Consider the following 14,086-nt stretch of genomic DNA (forward strand, 5'->3'; position numbering starts at 1 on the left):
TGTCCCGGCGACGCCGCGGGGCGCGGGCGGACGGCCCTCGGCGTCCTCCTTGGCCTTCGTGACCTCCGTGCGGATGATGTAGCCGATGAAGATGAAACCCATCACGGCGAACAGGATCCACTGGATCGCGTACGACAGATGCGGGCCGGGGTCTTCCGTGGGCTTGTCGAATCCGCCCAGCGCCGGCGCGGCGGGCTCTTCCGAGGCCATCTGCCCGTACGCCGAGGTGATCATCTCGAGCCCGGTGTGCTCGGAGATCAGCGGGAGGTTGATCGTCGGAACCTGTCCCTCCGGTGCCGAGCGCCCGGAGCGGGGGAGCGCCTCGCCGGGCTGCAGCCGTGCGATCACCGTGACCTCGCCGGACGGCGGTGCGGGCACGGGCGAGGGCTGGGAGTCCTCGGTCGGCGGAACCCAGCCCCGGTTGATCAGCAGGACGCGGCCGTCTTCGTTCTGGAACGGGACGAGCACCTCGAACGCCACGGTGCCGTCGTGGGGGCGGTTCCTGGCCAGGACGGTGTCCTCGGGAAGATACGTGCCCTGCAGACGGACAGGCCGCCACTGGTCAGCCGGATCCAGGGCGCCGTCGGCGGGGATCGTCTCGGCCAGCGACACGGGATCCGCGTCGAAATTCTCCTCGACGAGCTGGATCTGGTGCGCCTTCTCCTGGTTGCGATCGAACTGCCAGTGCGACAGATACGCGCAGGCCACGGCGAACAGCGCGGCCACCAGCACGTAGACGCCCCAGCGCACGAGACGATTGCTCACTCCGGAAGACCCTCTCGAACCTCGACGGGGAACTCCCGCGAGCGCAGATACTCGCTCAGAAATCCCACGTGCTCATCGCACGCCAGCCAGACCTTGGTGCGGTCCGCGGAATGGATGCGCGGGTTGCGCCACAGGATGTGATGAGTGGCCGTCCGCCGGCATCCGGCTCGGGAGCACTCCAGCTCCTCGGTCACTGCCCGTCATCCCGCTTCTCGTCGAGCGTGACGACCTTCGGCTGCTCCACGGGTGCGTCCTCGGCGGTGCCGGGGGCCTCCAGCTGCCGTTCCGGCGACTCTGCGAGCACCTCGTTGCTGTCGCTGCCGGCGTTCGCGAAGACGACGGCGATGTAGGGCAGGATCGCGGCGCCGATGCCGAACGCCCAGGTCCACCAGCCGTACGGCTGCACCAGGACCATGAGGACGAAGCAGACCGTGCGGATGCCCATGGTCAGCGCGTACCGGCGCACGCGGTGGCTCGCCTCGTCGTGCGGCGCCTGCGGCAGAGAGGTGACGGAGGGGGCGTTTCGGGTGTGCTTCACGGTGCCTCCAGCCTACGCCGCGCGCACGTGCTCGGATCACGTCTGGGACGACCCGGTCGATAGGATGGCGGTCGTTCCGAAGCATCCGAAGAACTGGAGCCCCCATGAGCGCTGACCGCGTCGTCCTCGTCACCGGCGGAAACCGCGGCATCGGCCGTGCGATCGCCGAACGCTTCGTCCGTGATGGCTACCGCGTCGCGGTCACGGCCCGCAGCGGCGAGGGGCCGGAGGGCACACTCACGGTGCGTGCCGACGTGACGGATGCCGCGGCGGTCGACGCGGCGTTCACCGAGGTCGAGCAGAAGCTCGGACCGATCGAGATCCTCGTCGCGAACGCCGGGATCACGAAGGACACGCTGCTCATGCGCATGAGCGAGGACGACTTCGACAGCGTCGTCTCCACGAACCTCGGCGGCTCGTTCCGGGTCGTCAAGCGCGCCTCCAAGGGGATGCTGCGCGGGCGCTTCGGCCGGATCATCCTGATCTCCAGCGTGGTGGGACTCTACGGCTCGGCGGGACAGGTGAACTACGCGGCCTCGAAGAGCGCCCTGGTCGGCTTCGCGCGCTCGCTCACCCGCGAGCTCGGCGCCCGCGGGATCACGACCAACGTCGTCGCCCCCGGGTTCATCGAGACCGACATGACCGCCGAGCTGCCGGAGGATACCCAGAAGCAGTACAAGTCCAGCATTCCCGCCGGACGCTTCGCCACGGCGGACGAGGTCGCGGGCGTGGTGACCTGGCTGGCCTCCGACGACGCCGCCTACATCTCCGGCGCTGTGATCCCGGTCGACGGCGGCCTCGGCATGGGGCACTGATCCCGGACGATCAGGGAGTCGCCGATCAGGCCTCGACCGCCTCGACCAGCAGTTCGGAGAGCCGGTCGGGCACCGAGAACTGCGGCCAGTGCCCGGAGCCGATCTTCACGACGCGGGCATCGGCGATCGATCGGTACTCCTCGCCGAACGGACCCCAGTCCCCGACCTCGGAATCGAACCTCGCCTGATCGTACGATCCCATCAGCAGGGTGACAGGAACGCCGTGCCGGCTCTCCCTGGTCAGGCGGATCGGATCGCTCGGGACCCGTGCAGGCACGCTGTGCGTGAGCGGTGCGGTGCGCGCCCGGGTCTCGGCGTCGAGGTCGTACACGTCCTCGTCGGGGAAGAAGTCCCAGCCCGGAAAGGGCACCACTCCGTCGACCAGCGGGAAGTCGCTGATGCCGTGGCCGGGCGGCGGCGGCACGGTGTCGACGAACACGACGCGGCGCACCTGTTCGGGCCGCGCGTCCGGCGGCGCCCAGACGACGTTGCCGCCGCCGGAATGGCCGACCAGCACGACGGGTTCATCGGCCTCGTCGATGCGGGCCACCACCGCGTCGACCCAGTCGGCCATGCCGATGCCCGACGACTGCGACGCGGGGGCGCCGACACCCGGCATCGTCATCGCGAACGGCCGATGCCCGGCGGCTTTGAGCGCGTGCAGCATCGGATCCCAGGACGATGCGTCGAGCCACAGACCCGGTACGAGGATGATGTCCATGAACCGACGCTAACGCCGGGCACCGACATCCGGCTAGGGCAGCAGCGGGATGACCTGGGACAGATCCTGCTGGCCGACCACGAGGCCGGCGGCGGCGCGCACCGCCGGTTTCGCGTTGAATGCGAGCCCCAGGCCGGCGACCGCCATCATCCGCAGATCGTTCGCACCGTCGCCGATGGCGATCGTGCGGGATGCCGGGACGCCGAGCTCGGAGGCCCAGGCGAGCAGCGAGGCCGCCTTCGCCTCGGCATCCACGATCGTCCCGTCGACCACGCCGGTGAGCACGTCGTCGGAGACCACCAGCCGGTTCGCCCGCCACCGGTCGACGCCGAGACCGGGAGCGACCCCGTCGAGGATCTCGTGGAATCCGCCGGAGACGACTCCGACGACCCCGCCGCGCCCGTGCACGGCGGCCGTCAGCTCTCGCACGCCCGGTGTCGGACGCACACGCGCCCTGACGCGTTCGAAGGCCGACGACGGAACACCGGCGAGAGCCGCCACCCTGTTGCGCAGGCTGGTCGCGAAGTCGACCTCGCCCCGCATCGCCGCCTCGGTCGCCGCCTGCACCTCCGCACGGCGGCCGGCCTCCTCGGCGAGCAGTTCGATCACCTCGTCCTGGATGAGAGTCGAATCGGCATCGAGGACGACGAGGAAACGCGCGGAGGTCACCGTCCGAGCGTAGCGGTCAGCGCGCGATCCGCAGCCCCTTGCCGACGACGGTCAATCCGGACTCGGTCACCGTGAATCCGCGCTCGACGTCCCGCTCACGATCGACGCCGACGGTGGCGCCGTCCTCGAGCACGACGTTCTTGTCCAGCACTGCCCGGTGCACCCGCGCCCCCTGGCCGACGTGCACGTTGTCGAACAGCACCGAGTCGGTGATCGTCGATCCGCCCGAAGCCAGCGTGCCCGGTCCGACCACGCTGCGCTCCAGGTGCGTCCCGGAGAGCACCGAACCCTGCGACACGATCGAATCGATGGCGTTCCCGATGCGGCCCACCGCATCGCGCACGAACTTCGCGGGCGGCGCGTTCACCGACTGCGTGCGGATCGGCCAGGACGTGTTGTAGAGGTTGAACACCGGCAGCGTCGAGATGAGATCCATGTGCGCGTCGAAGAACGAGTCGATCGTCCCGACATCCCGCCAGTACGCGCGATCGCGCGGCGAGGAGCCCGGCACATCGTTCTGCTTCATGTCGTAGTAGCCGGCCTCGCCCCGGGAGACGAAGTACGGCACGATGTCGCCCCCCATGTCGTGCCCCGAGGTCGCCAGCTCGCCGTCCGCCTCCACCGCGGCCACCAGCGCATCGGCGTCGAACACGTAGTTGCCCATCGATGCGAGCACCTCATTGGGCGAGTCGGCCAGCCCCGTGGCATCCGTCGGCTTCTCGAGGAACTGCCGGATGCGACCGGTCTCGGCATCCGCGTCGATGACGCCGAACTGCGAGGCGAGGGCGAGAGGCTGCCGGATGCCGGCGACGCTGGCGGCCGCCCCCGAGGCGATGTGTGCGTCGACCATCTGCTGGAAGTCCATCCGGTAGACGTGGTCGGCGCCGATGACGACGACGATGTCGGGACGCTCGTCGTTGATGAGGTTCAGACTCTGCAGGATCGCGTCCGCGGAACCTGAGAACCAGCGCTTCCCGAGCCGCTGCTGCGCGGGGACCGAGGTGACGTAGGAGTCCAGCAGAGCCGACATCCGCCAGGTCTGGGAGATGTGCCTGTCGAGGCTGTGCGACTTGTACTGGGTCAGCACGACGACCTGTCTGAGACCCGAGTTGATGAGGTTCGACACGGCGAAGTCGATCAGTCGGTACTGCCCGCCGAACGGCACTGCGGGTTTCGCGCGATCCGCTGTCAGAGGCATGAGGCGCTTTCCCTCGCCGCCGGCGAGGATGATCCCGAAAACCTTCTTGGGTGCCGACATGGCTCCACCATAGAGTGCGGATGAGGTCCTGTACTAGCGTTTCGACTATGCGAGTCGATGTGATCACGAAGGAGTATCCGCCCGAGATCTACGGGGGCGCCGGCGTGCATGTCGCCGAGCTCGTCGCGGCCCTCCGGAGAAGCATCGAGGTGCAGGTCCGAGCCTTCGGCGCCGACCGTGAGGAGCCCGGCACGCACGCCTACCGGGTGCCCGCAGAGCTGGCCGGCGCGAACCCCGCCCTGCGGACGCTCGGCACCGACCTGGTGATGGTCGGCGACATCGCCGGGGCGGACGTCGTGCACAGTCACACCTGGTACGCGAACTTCGCCGGTCACCTGGCCTCGCAGCTGCACGGCATCCCGCACGTGCTCACCGCCCACAGCCTCGAGCCGCTGCGGCCGTGGAAGGCCGAGCAGCTCGGCGGCGGATACGCCGTCTCGAGCGGCGTGGAGAAGCTCGCCTACGAGAACGCCGCCGCGATCATCGCGGTCAGCGCCGGCATGCGCAGCGACATCCTGCGCAGCTATCCGCAGGTCGATCCCGACCGCGTGCGCGTGATCCACAACGGCATCGACGTGGAGCGGTGGCGCCCGGTCGAGGATGCGGCATTCCTGCAGAGCGTCGGCATGGACCCTGCGCGTCCGTCCGTTGTCTTCGTCGGGAGGATCACGCGGCAGAAGGGCCTGCCGTACCTGCTGCGGGCGGCCGCGGAGCTGCCGCCCGAGGTGCAGCTGGTGCTGTGCGCAGGCGCACCGGACACTCCTGAGATCATGGCGGAGGTGCAGGATCTCGTGCGCCTGCTGCAGCAGAGCCGGGATGGCGTCATCTGGATCGATCGGATGCTGCCGCGCGACGAACTCTCGGCGATCCTGACCGCGGCGACCACCTTCGTGTGCCCGTCGGTCTACGAGCCGCTCGGCATCGTGAACCTCGAGGCGATGGCGTGCGGCGCAGCGGTCGTCGGCACCGCCACGGGCGGCATCCCCGAGGTGGTCGACGACGGCGTCACCGGACGGCTGGTTCCGATCGAGCAGGTGCAGGACGGCACCGGCACCCCGGTCGACCCCGAGCGCTACGTCGCCGACCTCGCCACCGTGCTCACGGAGGTGGTGTCCGATCCCGCGCGTGCGCGCGAGTACGGTGAGGCCGGGCGCGAGCGCGCCCGCGCCCAGTTCAGCTGGGGGGCGATCGCCGACACGACGCGGGCGCTGTACGCGGAGCTGGCCGGCTGAGCCGATAGGCTGGCGACATGCCGAGTGCTCTGGAATTCACCGATGTCGTCGTGCGCCGCGAAGGGCGCAACATCGTCGATCACGTGACCTGGGAGGTGTCGGACGACCAGCGCTGGGTGGTGCTCGGTCCGAACGGGGCCGGCAAGACCACCCTGCTGCAGCTGGCCGACACCCTGCTGCATCCGACGTCGGGCACCGTCGGCATCCTGGGTGAGACCCTGGGCCGCACCGACGTCTTCGGGCTGCGCCCGCGCATCGGCTTCGCGTCGAGTGCGATGGCCCGCCGAGTGCCCCGTGACGAGACGGTGCTGAACGCGGTGCTCACGGCCGCCTACTCGGTGCTCGGACGCTGGAACGAGGAGTACGAGGACATCGACGAGCGGCAGGCGATGCGCGTGCTCGCCGAGTGGCACCTCGACCACCTCGCCGACCGGCTGTTCGGCACGCTCAGCGACGGCGAGCAGAAGCGCGTGCAGATCGCCCGGGCGATCATGACCGACCCCGAGCTGCTGCTGCTCGACGAGCCGACCGCCAGCCTCGACCTCGGCTCGCGCGAGGAGCTGCTCGGCCTGCTGAGCGGCTATGCGTCTTCGCCGACGACGCCGGCCATGGTCATGGTCACGCACCACGTCGAGGAGATCCCGGTCGGCTTCACCCACGTGCTGCTGCTGCGCGACGGCGCCGTCGTGGCCGCGGGCCCGCTCGCCGAGGCGCTGACCGCCGAGAATCTCAGCACGGCGTTCGGGATGCCGATCGTGCTCTCCGCCGACGGCGGCCGCTACGCCGCACGCGCAGCCTCCTGATCGGTTGGTTCCTGAGCTTGTCGAAGGACTGCTAGAATCGATCCTTGGTGCATTTCTGCACCGCAGACTTCCCTCGCTCCTGGCAGAATCCAGGGCACCACGTAAGGAATCCCATGAAGACTGACATCCACCCCGACTACCAGGCCGTCGTTTTCCGCGACCTCGGCTCGGGAGAGACCTTCCTCACCCGCTCCACCGTCACCAGCGACAAGACCATCGAGCTGGACGGTGTGGAGTACCCGGTGATCGACGTCGAGATCTCCTCGGCCTCGCACCCGTTCTACACGGGCAAGCAGCGCATCATGGACTCGGCCGGTCGCGTCGAGAAGTTCAACCAGCGCTTCAAGAACTTCGGCGGTTCCTCCAAGTAAGGATCACTCCACGCAGGCCCCTTCCTCGCACGAGGAGGGGGCCTTCGCCGTCCTCTCGGGTTCAGGACTCGCCCCAAACCCGGATTCGTCGATGGGGTGCGTCAGACGTCGATGCGAATGCGATCGCCGTCGATGCCCCAGGGCGGATCGCCGGGCGCGGGTGCGGGAGCGGTCCGGGCGGTCTGGCGATCACGTTCGATCCCCGCCTCGTGAGCGGTCGGGAAGAAGGCCGCGTCGAGTCCGCCGAAGGCGCCGCCCGCCAGTCCTCCGGTCGATCCGTAACGCTGTTCGACCGGTCGTCGCGAGTAGAGCGCTCGAAGACCGATGATGCCGAGGACGATCGGCATCACCGCCATCGCGACGATGAACAGCACGACGACCCATCCTCTGACGTCCATGTCCTCAGCGTAGGCGGGGCGTCTGGTCGGGGCACCCGTTCCGGCGGACGGGCTCAGGCGGTCTGCTCCGTCTCGGCCGCGTACCGCACCGGCCAGGTGCCGTCGAGAGTCTCCTCGGGGTCGAGCCGGCCGATCCTCACGAAGTACTCGGTGAGGCTGGCGGCCTGGGCGCGGGCCCAGCCGACCTGACGGGTGTGCAGTTCTCCCGCTGTGTCGGGAAGAGCGAACTCCCTGGCCAGCGCCTGGGCGACTCTGCCCGCCGCGATCGCGTCTGCGGAGGCCTCGTGGGCGCCGTCGAGCGGCACCGCATAGTGCGCGGCGACGACCTCGAGCGTGCGCTTGCCCGGCCGGTACCGGTCGTACGCCTTGTCGATGACGAGCGGATCGATCACGGGCCCGGGATGATCGAGCGGTTCGATGCCGTGCCGGCCGCACTCGTGCGCGAGCAGCGAGAAGTCGTAGGAGGCGTTGTATGCCACGACCGGCACGCCCTGGGCGAACAGCGAGCGCAGCGCACGCGTGATCTGCTCGACGACCTCTGCCGGGGGCCGGCCGTGTGCGCGGGCGTGATCGGTGCCGATGCCGTGCACGGCGGTCGCCCCCTCGGGGATCGGGATGCCGGGATCGGCCAGCCAGGAGCGCGCGGCGATCTCGCGACCGCGGGCGTCGAGGACGCCGACATGGGCGGTGACGATCCGGTCGGCCTCGACGTCGACACCGGTGGTCTCGAGATCGAACACGCCGACGCGGGTCAGCCACCGGGGAGAAGCTGTTCGGGTGCCATGGCTCCACGGTAGGGAAGGGCGCCGACATTCCCGGGAGGGCATGCGGGGAACGCGGATGTCGCGACCCTAGACTCGAGGCATGCCCGCATCTCCGTACGCCGCGCGCCTGAGCACCATCCCGGTCGAGCGCCGCGAGGTCGAAGCGGCGGGTGGCGCCACGTCGTACTGGGTGTACGGGCCGGAGCAGGCCGCGACGACGATCATCGCGGTGCACGGTTTTCGTGGTGAGCACCACGGCCTGGAGCCCGTCGTCGCCTTCCTGCCGGACGTACGTGTGATCTCGCCCGACCTGCCGGGCTTCGGCGAGACGCCGCCGCTTCCGGGGAAGGAGCACGATCTCGGCTCCTATGCCGGCTGGCTGACCGAGTTCGCCCGCGCCGTCGCTCCCGGTGCCGTGATCCTGGGCCACTCCTTCGGGTCGATCGTGGCGTCCGCAGCGGTCGCCGGCGGTCTCGAGACGCCGCGCCTGATCCTGATCAATCCGATCGGCGCGCCGGCCCTGGCCGGCCCCAAGGGCGTGATGACGCGTCTGGCGGTCATGTACTACGCGCTCGGTGCCAGGCTGCCGGAACGGATCGGGACCGCGCTGCTGAGGAACGGGCTGATCGTGCGGGTGATGAGCGTGACGATGGCCAAGACATCCGACCCCGTGCTGCGCCGGTTCATCCATGATCAGCACGACACGTACTTCTCGCGCTTCGCCGACCGGGACGTGCTGCACGACGCGTTCGTGACGAGCGTCTCCCACGACGTGCGCGCGTTCGCGCCGGTGATCGAGGTGCCCACTCTGCTGGTCGCCGCGCAGCGTGACGACATCACGCCGATCGAGGACGAGCGCCGCCTGGCCGCGATGTTCCCCGATGCTGAGCTGGTCGAGATCGCCGATGTCGGCCATCTGATCCATTACGAGACGCCGGCTGAGGCGGCCGGCGCGATCCGGCGGTTCCTGCGACTCCCGGTGTCGCACCGCGTCTGATCGGATGCCGCCGGCTCAGGCCTCGCGGCGCGCGAGGCCGATGAGACCTGCCGCGCGGAACGGGATCACCTCACCCATCGCCAGCGACGTCTCGGTGCGCTCCACTCCCTCGATCGACAGGATGCGGGCATCCGTGTCGAACAGGTGGCGCGCGTCGCGGCACGCCACACGGGCCAGCAGATCGATCGACCCGCTCAGCCCGTGCGCCTGCACGACCTCGGGGATGCGGGCGAGCTCCGCGGTGATCCGGGGGAGCTCGGTCTGTCTGACGCCGATGCTGATGAACGCCTGCAGCGGGAAGCCGAGAACCTCGGTGGAGAAGGACCGTTCGTAGGACTGGAAGACTCCGGACTCGTCGAGCCTGGCCATCCGCGCCTGGATCGTGTTGCGGGACAGGCCGAGCCTCTCGGCGAGCGCCACGATGGTGACACGGGGGTCTTCCGCGAGAGCGGAGAGCAGATCGAGGTCGATTCGGTCGAGTCCGGGCATAGTGTCACACGATATCAGGGGTCCGCCCGTGCTCACTGTGCAACATGCTCAGGGGGCTCCAGAATGCTTGAGCGACGTGTGAAACCGACGTACCCTTCAGGAAGAGGCCGACACCGCCGTCGCGCCCCGTGAAAGCCCCACAAGGGCCCCCACGTCAGGAGGACACCGATGTCATCGCACACCACGCCACTCGTCGAATCCGATCTCGATCTCGTCGAGCGCATCCTCGCTCCGGACGGCACTCGCGTGCCGAATCCGCAGCTCGACCGCTACGTCGCCGATGTGGATGCCGCACAGCTGCGGGCGCTGTATCGGGACATGATCGTCCTCCGCCGCATCGACTCCGAGGGCGTCGCGCTGCAGCGGCAGGGCCAGCTGGGACTGTGGGCGCCCTGCCAGGGGCAGGAGGCCGCGCAGATAGGCACCGCCCGGGCGCTCGCGCCGCAGGACTTCGTGTTCCCCAGCTACCGTGAGCACGGCGTGCTGCTGGCACGTGGCGCGAAGCCCGGCGACTATGTGCGCATGTGGCGCGGCGAGGAGGGCGCGGCGTTCGATCCCGCCGACCTGAACGTCGCCCCGCTGCAGATCATCATCGGCGCGCAGACCCTGCACGCCGTCGGCTACGCGCTCGGCATCCAGCATGACGAGACCTCCGAGGTGGCGATCACGTACTTCGGCGACGGCGCCACGAGTCAGGGCGACGTGAACGAGGCGATGGTCTTCGCCTCGTCGTACCGTGTGCCTGTCGTGTTCGTCTGTCAGAACAACCACTGGGCGATCTCCGAACCGGTCGGGCTGCAGTCGCAGTTCCCGCTCGCCGGGCGGGCGCCCGGCTTCGGCATCCCGAGCATGCGCGTGGACGGCAACGACGTGCTGGCCTGCATGGCGGCGATGCGGTGGGCGCTCGAGCACGCCCGCTCGGGCAAGGGGCCGGCCTACATCGAGACCGTCACGTACCGGATGGGGCCGCACACCACAGCCGACGATCCCAAGCGCTATCGCGACGACGCCGAGCTCGAGAGCTGGCGCCGCCGAGACCCGATCTCCCGCGTCGAAGCCCACCTGCGGGCCGCAGGCGCCCTGGACGACGAGCAGGTCGCCGCCGGCACAGGCCGACGCCGACGCGCTCGCGCGTGAGATGCGCGCCGCCTGCCTCGGCATGGTCACCCGGCCGGCGCTGGCCGTGTTCGACGGCGTGTACGCCGAGCCGCACACCGGCCTGCAGCGCGAGCGCGACGAGTACGCCGCGTACCTCGCGACCTTCGAAGGGGTCTGAGATGACTGAGATGGCTCTGGGCAAGGCCCTGGGCGCCGGTCTGCGCCAGGCGATGAAGAACGACGAGAAGGTCGTGCTGCTCGGCGAGGACATCGGCACTCTCGGAGGGGTGTTCCGCATCACCGACGGGCTCAAGGACGAGTTCGGTGCGAAGCGCGTGATCGACACGCCGCTCGCCGAGTCCGGCATCATCGGCACCGCGGTCGGCCTCGCCTTCCGCGGTTACCGGCCCGTGGTCGAGATCCAGTTCGACGGCTTCGTGTACCCGGGCTTCGATCAGATCGTGTCGCAGGTCGCCAAGCTGCACTACCGCACCCAGGGTCGCGTGAAGATGCCGATCACGATCCGCATTCCGTGGGCCGGCGGCATCGGCGCGGCCGAGCACCATTCCGAATCGCCCGAGGCGTACTTCGTGCACACCGCGGGTCTGCGCGTGGTCGCGGTCTCGAACCCGCAGGACGCCTACCGCTGCCTGCAGCAGGCGATCGCGAGCGACGACCCCGTGGTCTTCTTCGAGCCCAAGCGGCTCTACCACCACAAGGGCGAGGTCGATCTGGAGGCGCCGCTCGCCGACGCCCCGCCGATGGGACTGGCGAAGGTCGTGCGGCCGGGCACGGATGCCACGGTCATCACCTACGGAGCGATGGTGCAGACAGCCCTCGACGCCGCCGAGGCGGCCGCCGACGAGGGCCTTTCGCTCGAGGTCATCGACCTGCGCTCGCTCTCGCCGATCGACTACGACACGGTGGATGCCGCGGTGCGGCGCACCGGACGCGTCATCGTCGCTCACGAGGCCTCGCGCGAAGCCGGCCTGGCCGCTGAGGTGATCGCGAGCATCACCGAGCACTGCTTCGAGTACCTGGAGTCCGCTCCGCTGCGGGTCACCGGCCACGACATCCCGTATCCGCCGGCCAAGCTGGAGAAGCATCACCTGCCCGACCTCGACCGCATCCTGGACGCGGTCGACCGGGTGCTGGATCGCCCGAACAGCCTCACGGGCGCGACGATGGAGGAGCAGGCATGATCGCGGAGTTCCGTCTTCCCGACCTCGGCGAGGGGCTCACCGAGGCCGAGGTCGTGCAGTGGCTGGTGCAGCCCGGTGACAGCGTGACGCTCAACCAGACGCTGGCCGAGGTGGAGACGGCGAAGGCCGTCGTCGAACTGCCGTCGCCCTACGAGGGCACCGTCTCGTCGCTGCACGCCGAGGCCGGTGAGACGATCGCCGTAGGGGCGCCGCTGATCGCCTTCGACGTCGACGGGGCGGAGGATGCCGCTCCTGAGGCTCCGGTCGAGGAGAAGGCACAGCCCAACCTGGTCGGATACGGGGCCGCGCCGGCGGCATCCGGGCGTCCGGCGCGCCGCACGCGACGCTCCGGCGGTGCGACCGCCCCGGTCGCCGACGCGGCCGTGATCGAGGCTGCGCCGCACGACGTGCTGCCCGAGGCGCCGGCGGAGCCGGTGGTCGGAGAGCGCCCGCGCTCGACGCCGCCGGTCCGCGCGCACGCCAAGCGTCTCGGGGTCGACCTGACGCTCATCGCCGCGGAGGTCGGCGACCGGCTGATCACGCGTGCCGACGTGGACGCCTACGCCGAGCGCGTCGGCGCCGCGCCGAGCGGGGCTCCCGCTGCGGCGGCCGCGGCCGCACCCTCGGCCGTTCCGGCCGGCGCTCGCGAGACCCGTATCCCGATCCGGGGTGTGCGCAAGCACACCGCGGCGGCGATGGTGCAGAGTGCGTTCACCGCTCCGCATGTGACGTGCTTCCACACCGTCGACGTCACCGCGACGATGGAGCTGATCGCCGAGCTGAAGGCCGATCGCGCTCTGTCGGAGCACAGGATCGGTCCGCTGGTCCTGATCGCGAAGGCCGTGTGTCTGGCTCTGCAGCGCAATCCCTCGCTCAACGCGCACTGGGACGAGGCGGCCGGCGAGATCGTGCAGTACCACTACGTCGATCTCGGCATCGCGGCGGCCACCGAGCGTGGCCTGATCGTGCCGAACATCCGCGATGCGGACCGGCTCGGCCTCACCGGCATCGCGGACGCGCTGCAAGCGCTGACCGCGACGGCACGATCGGGCAGGACCAGTCCGGCCGAGCTCGCCGGAGGGACCTTCTCGATCACCAACATCGGCGTGTTCGGCATCGACGCGGGCACCCCGATCCTCCCTCCGGGGCAGTCCGGCATCCTCGCCGTCGGCGCGGTGCGACGCCAGCCCTGGGAGCACGAGGGCGAGATCGCGCTGCGTCAGGTGATGACGCTCAGCGTGTCGTTCGATCACCGGCTGGTCGACGGTGCGGAGGGTGCGAAGTTCCTGAAGGACGTCGCCGACATCCTCGAGCAGCCGGGCCGCGCGATGCTCTACTGACCGGTCGTGCTGTCGGCGAGGAGGGCGGAGATCGCCATCGCCGACAGCACCCCCGCGGTCTCGGCGTGCGCACGGGCGGACGAGCGGGTCGAATGCGGCGTCGAGTTGATCAGACCGAAGCAGGCCTGCACTCGCAGCCGCTGGTCCTCTGCGGTGCCGGAGCGCAGCTCGGAGAGGGCGGCGATCCAGAGGTCGATGTAGGTGCGCTGCAGACGACGCACCTCGGCACGGTCGGCGTCGGAGAGGTGGGCCACGTCCCGGTCCTGCACCCGGATCACGTCGGCGTTGCCAAGCGCGAACTCGACGTGGAAGCGGATCAGGGCACGCATCCGATCCTGGGCGTCGGACGCGCGGTCCGAGACCTCCGTGCCTCCGCTGACCAGGTCGGCGCTCACCTGTGCGAGCACCGCGCCCAGCAGCGCCTGCTTGCCGGGGAAATGACGGTAGACGGCAGGTCCGGAGACCCCCACGGCGGAACCGATGTCCTCCAGGCTCACACCGGAGTAGCCGCGCTCGGCGAAAAGCCTCGCAGCGGCTTCCAGGAGCGCGTCGGTGCGCTCCGCCTTGGCGCGGTCACGCGCCGTGCTCATGCTCGTCATCGCAGCAGATCCTCGCAAGTCGGGTTA

Annotated in this window: 15 protein-coding genes and 2 pseudogenes; 8 read left to right on the forward strand and 9 right to left on the reverse strand. The window is 69.8% G+C overall.

The genetic code is table 11. The features are described from left to right. Positions 1–120: 120 nt before the first annotated feature. Together L2X99_RS18200 and L2X99_RS04835 are read right to left on the reverse strand one after the other, a co-directional pair. A pseudogene (locus L2X99_RS18200) lies at positions 121–765 on the reverse strand (SURF1 family cytochrome oxidase biogenesis protein); the annotation flags it as partial. 190 nt (positions 766–955) lie between these two features. Next, on the reverse strand, positions 956–1,303 hold the full coding sequence (locus tag L2X99_RS04835; RefSeq protein WP_236124805.1) for a DUF3099 domain-containing protein: 348 nt from the start codon (positions 1,301–1,303) through the stop codon (positions 956–958). 104 nt (positions 1,304–1,407) lie between these two features. Between L2X99_RS04835 and fabG the strand changes: the two genes are divergently transcribed. Then, on the forward strand, positions 1,408–2,118 hold the full coding sequence (fabG, locus tag L2X99_RS04840) for a 3-oxoacyl-ACP reductase FabG (protein ID WP_236124804.1): 711 nt from the start codon (positions 1,408–1,410) through the stop codon (positions 2,116–2,118). A 25-nt stretch (positions 2,119–2,143) separates the two neighbouring features. On the opposite strand, the gene L2X99_RS04845 is transcribed toward fabG, so the two are convergent. Genes L2X99_RS04845 through glgC form a run of 3 tightly spaced genes read right to left on the reverse strand, consistent with a single transcriptional unit; the run spans position 2,144 to position 4,766 of the window. Further along, positions 2,144–2,839 (reverse strand): alpha/beta fold hydrolase, encoded by a 696-nt coding sequence (locus L2X99_RS04845; RefSeq protein WP_236135696.1) that lies wholly within the window; start codon positions 2,837–2,839, stop codon positions 2,144–2,146. Between the two features lie 33 nt (positions 2,840–2,872). Further along, complete coding sequence (gene serB / locus L2X99_RS04850) at positions 2,873–3,508, reverse strand: phosphoserine phosphatase SerB (RefSeq protein WP_236124802.1); 636 nt, start codon at positions 3,506–3,508, stop codon at positions 2,873–2,875. Between the two features lie 16 nt (positions 3,509–3,524). Further along, positions 3,525–4,766 (reverse strand): glucose-1-phosphate adenylyltransferase, encoded by a 1,242-nt coding sequence (gene glgC / locus L2X99_RS04855; RefSeq protein ID WP_236135697.1) that lies wholly within the window; start codon positions 4,764–4,766, stop codon positions 3,525–3,527. A gap of 47 nt (positions 4,767–4,813) precedes the next feature. On the opposite strand from glgC, the gene glgA reads away from it, so the two are divergent. From glgA to L2X99_RS04870, 3 genes are all read left to right on the forward strand, one after another. After that, positions 4,814–5,998: a glycogen synthase gene (gene glgA, locus L2X99_RS04860; RefSeq protein ID WP_236124801.1), complete on the forward strand. Its 1,185-nt coding sequence runs from the start codon at positions 4,814–4,816 to the stop codon at positions 5,996–5,998. 17 nt (positions 5,999–6,015) lie between these two features. Continuing rightward, positions 6,016–6,801 (forward strand): ABC transporter ATP-binding protein, encoded by a 786-nt coding sequence (locus L2X99_RS04865; RefSeq protein WP_236124800.1) that lies wholly within the window; start codon positions 6,016–6,018, stop codon positions 6,799–6,801. Between the two features lie 113 nt (positions 6,802–6,914). Next, positions 6,915–7,172 carry a type B 50S ribosomal protein L31 gene (locus tag L2X99_RS04870; protein ID WP_067246295.1) on the forward strand — a complete coding sequence of 86 codons (258 nt, stop codon included), beginning with the start codon at positions 6,915–6,917 and terminating at the stop codon, positions 7,170–7,172. 101 nt (positions 7,173–7,273) lie between these two features. Here the strand turns inward: L2X99_RS04870 and L2X99_RS04875 are convergent, their stop codons facing one another. Next, positions 7,274–7,570: a hypothetical protein gene (locus L2X99_RS04875; RefSeq protein WP_236124798.1), complete on the reverse strand. Its 297-nt coding sequence runs from the start codon at positions 7,568–7,570 to the stop codon at positions 7,274–7,276. Positions 7,571–7,623: 53 nt separating this feature from the next. Beyond that, positions 7,624–8,397 carry a 3'-5' exonuclease gene (locus tag L2X99_RS04880; protein ID WP_442923501.1) on the reverse strand — a complete coding sequence of 258 codons (774 nt, stop codon included), beginning with the start codon at positions 8,395–8,397 and terminating at the stop codon, positions 7,624–7,626. A gap of 37 nt (positions 8,398–8,434) precedes the next feature. Here L2X99_RS04880 and L2X99_RS04885 point away from each other — a divergent pair, with 37 nt between their 5' ends. Then, positions 8,435–9,331 carry an alpha/beta fold hydrolase gene (locus L2X99_RS04885; protein WP_236135698.1) on the forward strand — a complete coding sequence of 299 codons (897 nt, stop codon included), beginning with the start codon at positions 8,435–8,437 and terminating at the stop codon, positions 9,329–9,331. A 15-nt stretch (positions 9,332–9,346) separates the two neighbouring features. On the opposite strand, the gene L2X99_RS04890 is transcribed toward L2X99_RS04885, so the two are convergent. Further along, positions 9,347–9,820: an Lrp/AsnC family transcriptional regulator gene (locus L2X99_RS04890; protein WP_236135699.1), complete on the reverse strand. Its 474-nt coding sequence runs from the start codon at positions 9,818–9,820 to the stop codon at positions 9,347–9,349. Between the two features lie 168 nt (positions 9,821–9,988). Between L2X99_RS04890 and pdhA the strand changes: the two are divergent. The 3 genes and pseudogenes from pdhA to L2X99_RS04905 all read left to right on the forward strand — a co-directional run bounded on the left by pdhA (position 9,989) and on the right by L2X99_RS04905 (position 13,460). Further along, positions 9,989–11,096, forward strand: a pseudogene (gene pdhA, locus L2X99_RS04895) (pyruvate dehydrogenase (acetyl-transferring) E1 component subunit alpha). Position 11,097: 1 nt separating this feature from the next. Beyond that, positions 11,098–12,120 carry an alpha-ketoacid dehydrogenase subunit beta gene (locus L2X99_RS04900; protein WP_236135700.1) on the forward strand — a complete coding sequence of 341 codons (1,023 nt, stop codon included), beginning with the start codon at positions 11,098–11,100 and terminating at the stop codon, positions 12,118–12,120. Further along, entirely contained in the window at positions 12,117–13,460 is a 1,344-nt protein-coding gene (locus L2X99_RS04905) for a dihydrolipoamide acetyltransferase family protein (protein WP_236124789.1), read from the forward strand. The genes L2X99_RS04900 and L2X99_RS04905 overlap by 4 nt, the downstream gene beginning before the upstream one ends. Here L2X99_RS04905 and L2X99_RS04910 read toward each other — a convergent pair. Then, positions 13,454–14,059: a TetR/AcrR family transcriptional regulator gene (locus L2X99_RS04910; RefSeq protein ID WP_236135701.1), complete on the reverse strand. Its 606-nt coding sequence runs from the start codon at positions 14,057–14,059 to the stop codon at positions 13,454–13,456. The two genes, L2X99_RS04905 and L2X99_RS04910, sit on opposite strands and share 7 nt — an antisense overlap. Between the last annotated feature and the right edge of the window lie 27 nt (positions 14,060–14,086).

Origin of the sequence: Microbacterium sp. KUDC0406 (assembly GCF_021582875.1) — a bacterium.
GTDB lineage: Bacteria > Actinomycetota > Actinomycetes > Actinomycetales > Microbacteriaceae > Microbacterium.

Coding starts and splice junctions, on each gene's coding strand:
- fabG (WP_236124804.1), top strand. CDS start 1,408: ATGAGCGCTGACCGCGTCGTCCTCGTCACCGGCGGAAACCGCGGCATC.
- L2X99_RS04845 (WP_236135696.1), bottom strand. CDS start 2,839: ATGGACATCATCCTCGTACCGGGTCTGTGGCTCGACGCATCGTCCTGG.
- glgC (WP_236135697.1), bottom strand. CDS start 4,766: ATGTCGGCACCCAAGAAGGTTTTCGGGATCATCCTCGCCGGCGGCGAG.
- glgA (WP_236124801.1), top strand. CDS start 4,814: ATGCGAGTCGATGTGATCACGAAGGAGTATCCGCCCGAGATCTACGGG.
- L2X99_RS04865 (WP_236124800.1), top strand. CDS start 6,016: ATGCCGAGTGCTCTGGAATTCACCGATGTCGTCGTGCGCCGCGAAGGG.
- L2X99_RS04870 (WP_067246295.1), top strand. CDS start 6,915: ATGAAGACTGACATCCACCCCGACTACCAGGCCGTCGTTTTCCGCGAC.
- L2X99_RS04875 (WP_236124798.1), bottom strand. CDS start 7,570: ATGGACGTCAGAGGATGGGTCGTCGTGCTGTTCATCGTCGCGATGGCG.
- L2X99_RS04880 (WP_442923501.1), bottom strand. CDS start 8,397: ATGCCCTCCCGGGAATGTCGGCGCCCTTCCCTACCGTGGAGCCATGGC.
- L2X99_RS04885 (WP_236135698.1), top strand. CDS start 8,435: ATGCCCGCATCTCCGTACGCCGCGCGCCTGAGCACCATCCCGGTCGAG.
- L2X99_RS04890 (WP_236135699.1), bottom strand. CDS start 9,820: ATGCCCGGACTCGACCGAATCGACCTCGATCTGCTCTCCGCTCTCGCG.
- L2X99_RS04900 (WP_236135700.1), top strand. CDS start 11,098: ATGACTGAGATGGCTCTGGGCAAGGCCCTGGGCGCCGGTCTGCGCCAG.
- L2X99_RS04905 (WP_236124789.1), top strand. CDS start 12,117: ATGATCGCGGAGTTCCGTCTTCCCGACCTCGGCGAGGGGCTCACCGAG.
- L2X99_RS04910 (WP_236135701.1), bottom strand. CDS start 14,059: ATGACGAGCATGAGCACGGCGCGTGACCGCGCCAAGGCGGAGCGCACC.